The organism is Streptomyces sp. NH27 (assembly GCF_056859195.1).
On sequence record NZ_JACEGK010000528.1, the window covers coordinates 1 to 5,611 of the forward strand.

Below are 5,611 nucleotides of genomic sequence, written 5' to 3' on the forward strand. Positions count from 1 at the left end.
GGGCGGTGCGGGCCCTGCTCGCGCGGGACGCCGGGCGGGTGGTGGGGGCGGAGGGGCTGTTCCGCGGCCTGTACGGGGAGGACGTGCCGGCCGGCGCGGTGAACGCGGTGCAGTCGCAGTTCTCGCGGCTGCGGCAGGTGCTGCCGGTGGCGGTGGAGGGGCACCCGTCGGGGTACCGGCTGGCCGCGGAGCCGGATCAGGTGGACGCGTACCGGTTCGAGCGGCTGGCGCTGCGCGGGCGGGAGGCGCTGGCGGCCGGGCAGCCGGACGTGGCCGCCGGGCGGCTGCGGGACGCACTCGGGCTGTGGCGGGGCCCCGCGCTGGCCGATGTGGGGGACGCGCCCTTCGTGGTGGCGCAGGCGGCGCGGTGGGAGGAGCTGAGGCTGGGCGCGGTGGAGGACCGGGCCGAGGCGGAGCTGGCGCTCGGCCGGCACCGCGAGGTGGTCGCGGAACTGGGGGAGTTGGTGGCCGAGCATCCTCTGCGGGAGCGGCTGCGTGGGCAGTTGATGCGGGCGTTGTACGGCAGCGGGCGGCAGGCGGAGGCGCTGGCGGCGTACGACGTGGCGCGGCGGGAGCTGGCCGACTCGCTGGGGGCCGATCCGGGGCCGGAGTTGGCCGCGGTCCATCTCGCGGTGCTGCGCGGCGACCCGGCGCTGATACCGGAAGGGTTCCTGGGCAGGACGGCGAACGGGACGTCGGGTGGCCCGTTCATCGGGACCCCGGAGCCGCTGGAACCGCCGGAACTCCTGGAGCCGCCGGGACCACCGGCGCCTGCCGGTTCTGCGTTCCCGGGCGGCACTACGCCCCCGGCCCCCCGCCCCGACGAGCCCACTGCCGTACCATTCCGGACAACCTCGCATGTTCCACGTGAAACAGTCCCGGAAGCTCATGTTCCACGTGGAACATCGCCACAGCCCCACCATGAACTTCCCGCCCAGCTCACCAGCTTTATCGGCCGTGAGACAGAAATCGCCCGGATCGGCGAGCAGTTGGCGCAGCGCCGGCTGGTCACGCTGATCGGCCCCGGCGGCGCGGGCAAGACCAGGCTCGCGGTGGAGGCGGCCGGGCGGCACCCGGATGACGTGAGGTTCGTGGAACTGGCCGGGCTCGACGACGGGGCCGCCTTGGCGCGGGTCGTCCTCGGCGGGCTCGGGCTTCGCGAGGGCGGGCTGCTGCCGGCCGGCGGCCCGGGCGCCGCGACCACCTCCGGCGCAGCCAACGGCACCGGCGGCGTGACACCCGACCCGCTGTCCCGGATCACGGCCGCGCTGGCCGACCGGCCGCTGCTGCTCGTTCTCGACAACTGCGAGCATGTGGTCGCCGACGTCGCCTACTTCACCGAGCGTCTGCTCGCCGGGCTGCCCCTGCTGCGGATCCTCGCCACCAGCCGCGAAGCGCTCGGCATCAACGGCGAGGCGCTCTGCCCGGTGCCGACGCTGGCGCTGCCATGGCCCGGCGCAGATCGTGACGTGGCGCTCTCCTCCCCCGCCGTGCGGCTCTTCGTGGAGCGGGCCGCGGCCGTCCGCCCCGACTTCGACCCGACCGCCGACCCGGCGACCGTGGATGCCGTACTGCGGCTGTGTACCGCGCTCGACGGACTGCCGCTGGCGATCGAACTGGCCGCGGCCCGGCTGCGTTCGCTGTCGGTCATCGATATCGCCGCCCGGCTCGGCGCGTTGCCCGCCACCAACGACGACGCGGCGCCGTACAGCCTCGGCGTGCGGCCGGACGCGCTCTTCCGGCTGCTGTCCCGCGGCAGCCGTACCGCCCAGCCGCGCCAGCGCACCCTGCGCGGAGTCGTGGAGTGGAGCTGGGAGTTGCTTCCGGCGGACGAGCGGGCGGTGCTGCGCCGCGCCTCGGTCTTCGCCGGCGGGTGGACGCTGGCCGCCGCGGAGGCGGTCTGCGCGGACCAGCCCGACCAGCTTGATCGACCCCATGGGTTTGACGAGCCCGACCAGCCCGATCAGCCCAGCAATACGCCCGACCGGACCGGCGCCGACGACAGTCGCCCTCCCGGCGCCGGTACCCGCCGCATCGCCCCGGACGATGTCCTGGACCTGGTCGCCGCGCTCGTCGAGAAGTCCCTCGTGGTGGCCCAGCAGCCGGACACGAGCGGCCGGGTCCGCTACCGCATGCTGGAGTCGATCCGTGCCTACGGCGCCGAGCAGCTGGCCGAAGCGGGCGAGGCCGAGCGCACCCAACATGCCCACATCGCCCACTTCCTGGACTTCGCGCTCGACGCGGACCCGCATCTGCGCCGCGCCGAACAGGTGGAGTGGCTGCGGCTGTACTCCGACGACAACGACAACTTCCAGGCCGCCCTGCACCGCGCCCTCGCCGCCGGCGACATCGCCACCACGATGCGGCTGGTCGCGGCGCTGTCGTCGTACTGGCTGCTGCGCGGGGTGCGTTACGAGGGGGTCGGGGTCGCCCGGCAGGTGCTTGCGGCGCTCGGACCGAACCCGCCGGAGGGCATGGAGGAGGAGTACGCCCTCTGCGTGATGGCCGTGGTCGGCGCGCTTTCCGACGCCGAGGAGTACGCCGAACACGTGGCGGCGGCCACCGTCGTCGTCGACCGGATGAAGCGGATCTCCCGGCACTTTCCCGTCCTCACGCTGCTGTGGGCGCCGTTCGCGGGAGCGCCGGACCCGAGCGTCGACACCCTCGCGGTGCTGGAGGACATCCTCGACGGGCAGAACGACCCGTGGTACCGCGCGCTGGGTTACCTCGGCGCCGGCTTCCAGGCATGGATGGAGGCCGCCGACGCGGACGCCGCGCAGCGCGACTGCACCCGTGCCTTGGAGTGCTTCCAGCAGCAGGGCGACCGCTGGGGCATGATCACCTGCCTCAATGTGCTCGCCGACCTGGCCGACTACCGCGGCCGGCTCCAGGAGGCCGTCGAACTGCTCGGCCGGGCACTGGAGCTGGCCGAGGAGTTGGACTCCGCCCTCGACATGGCCGAACTGCTCTGCAACCGAGCCGTGTACAGCCTGCGGGCGGAGGAGTACGAGGACGCGACCGCGTACTGCGAGCGGGCCGTACGGCTCTCCCGCCGGGCCGGCGCGCCGGAGATGCTGGCGATGGCCCACCTCGGGCTCGGCGAGTGCGCCCGGCTCACGGGTGACCTGGCCGGGGCGCGGGCATTGTGCGAGCAGGCGCTCGCGGAGTGCCCGAGCGGCTGGTTCTCCAGTGACAGCACCCGCTCCTCGGTGCTGGTCGCCCTCGGGCGGCTCGCCGTGGTCGAGGGCGACGTGGCCGGTGCCCGCGACCGGTTCCGGGCGGCGGCCACCAACGGCGGCGTATCGATGCAGTTCCCGGTGACCGGATCCCTCGCGGCCGTGGCCGCCGCCGGCCTCGCCATGCTGACCGGCGACCCGCGCCGGGCCGCGCTGCTGCTCGGCGTCGCGCACGCCCTGCGCGGCGGCGCGCTCGACGGACCCGACGCCCGGGCCACGGGGGCCGCGGCCCGTACGGCGCTGGGCGACGGCCCGTACCAGGAGGCGTACACGAGCACCGCCGGCCTGGACCGGGCCGCCGCGCTCGCCCGGGCGACGGAGTACCTCCTCGGCGAGTGAGACATCTCACCACCGCCCGCTCATCGCCTCCCCGGCCGCCCTCCGTTCCCGCGCGCACCGTCGCCGCTCCCGCCCCCGCTGCCTCGACCACTGCCCGACCACTGCGCACGCCGCCTCTCCGCCCTCTCCCAGCGTCCGCCGTCCTGTGCGCGCACAGCCTCCGACCTGCACTGACATCCGCTGTCAGCGGGCGGTGCGCCGCCGGTCAGCGGGCGGTCAGCAGCCACGCCCACGCTCGGTGCCATGACGACGACATCTCCCACCCCGCCGCCCGGTGCCGTGGCCGACGGCCGCCGCTGGGCCGTACTGGCCGTCTGCTGCGTGGCCGCCGCCCTCCTCGGTATCGACAACAGCGTCCTGAACTACGCGCTGCCGAGCCTGTCGGATCAACTCCACCCCTCCTCGACACAACTGCTGTGGATCGTCGACGTGTACGGCTTCGTCCTCGGCGGTCTGCTGATCTTCGCGGGCAGCCTCGGCGACCGGATCGGCCGCAAGCGGCTGCTGCTGCTGGGCGTGGCCGGCTTCGGCGCCGCCTCCGCGCTCACCGCGTACGCGAGCAGCCCGGGGATGCTGATCGCCGCCCGTGCGCTGCTCGGCGTCGCCGGGGCGACGATCATGCCCTCCACGCTGTCCCTGGTCCGCAACGCCTTCACCGACCCCAAGGAGCGCACCACCGCGGTCGGTGTGAGCAGCGGCATCGGCGCGGTCAGCTTCGCGCTCGGCCCGGTTGTCGGCGGCCTGCTGCTCGACCACTTCTGGTGGGGCTCGGTCTTCCTGATCAACGTGCCGCTGATGGCGCTGGTGCTGGCGGTGGGCTCGGTCATCCTGCCGGAGTCCAGGAACCCGCACCCGGGCCGGCTCGACTGGATCAGCGTGCCGATGTCGATCGTCGGGATGCTCGGCATCATCTACGCGATCAAGACCGCGGCCCGCAACGGCGTCGACGACCCGGCGGTGTGGATCAGCGCGGTGGTCGGCGTGGTCGCCCTGACCGCCTTCCTGCGCCGCCAGCGGCGGCTCGCCGAGCCCCTGCTCGACCTGAAGTTCTTCCACAACGCCGCGTTCTCCGGTGCCCTCGCTTCGAACGCCTTCGCGCTGTTCACCTCGTCCACCTTGTCGCTGGCCTGCTCGCTCTACTTCCAGGTCGTGCACGGCTGGTCGCCGCTCATGGCGGGCCTCGCGCTGCTGCCCGGCCCGCTGTCGGCGGCCTTCGGGGCGCCCGCCTCCACGGTGCTGGTCCAGCGCGTGGGCCGGGCCCGTACGGTCGCGCTCGGCCTGCTGCTGATGTCCGTGAGCACCGCGGGGCTCGCCTGGGTCACCCCGCACACCGACTACTGGCACCTGCTGCCGATCCTCATCGTGAACGGTCTCGGCGTGATCTTCACCTTCGCCGTCACCTCCGACACGATCCTGGCGAGCGTGCCCCGCAAGCGGGTCGGCGCGGCCGCGGCGATCTCCGAGACCGGCATGGAACTGGGCGGCGCGCTCGGCATCGCGATCCTCGGCTCGGTGCTCACCACCCTCTACCGCAACGACCTGCGGCTGCCCGGCCGGCTCAGCGCCGACCAGAAGTCGGCGGCCCGTGAGTCCGTGGCGGGCGGCGTGCAGACCGGTGGACGGCTCGCCGGCGCGACCGGGCAGCACGTCGTGGACGCGGCCCGGCAGGCGTTCACCGACAGCATGCACACCACGATGCTGGCGGCCGCGGCGATCATGCTGGTGGGCGCGGTGTTCGCGCTGCGCACGCTCAAGGGTGTCCCCGCGGTGCTGGAACAGCACAGCGAGGACGCGGACCCGGTGCTGCCGGAGCAGTCGGGCACCGGTGCGGAAGCGGGGCGCGCGGCGACGGCCTGAGCCGTCTGCCGCGCCCGGACATCAAACCCCCGCGACGCCCACCACCGTCACGTCCACCGTTCTCCCGACGCCGCCTACTCCACGCCGCACGCCGCACCGGCCGGCGACGGGAAGACGGCCGGCCGGTGCGGCGTGCGGCGGTGCGGTGGGGAGTGGGGCGGCCAGGTCCTACTGGGCGC

Annotated in this window: 2 protein-coding genes; both read left to right on the plus strand. The window is 74.2% G+C overall.

The annotated features are described in order from the left end of the window. A partial coding sequence (locus AC13HU_RS31070; protein ID WP_483045309.1) for an AfsR/SARP family transcriptional regulator occupies window positions 1-3,575 on the plus strand: 3,575 nt, incomplete at its 5' end. Window positions 3,576-3,818: 243 nt separating this feature from the next. Further along, the gene (locus AC13HU_RS31075; protein WP_483045310.1) at window positions 3,819-5,432 is read left to right on the plus strand and encodes an MFS transporter; all 1,614 of its coding nucleotides are present in this window, start codon (window positions 3,819-3,821) and stop codon (window positions 5,430-5,432) included. The last annotated feature ends 179 nt before the right edge of the window (window positions 5,433-5,611 follow it).

Coding starts and splice junctions, on each gene's coding strand:
- AC13HU_RS31075 (WP_483045310.1), top strand. CDS start 3,819: ATGACGACGACATCTCCCACCCCGCCGCCCGGTGCCGTGGCCGACGGC.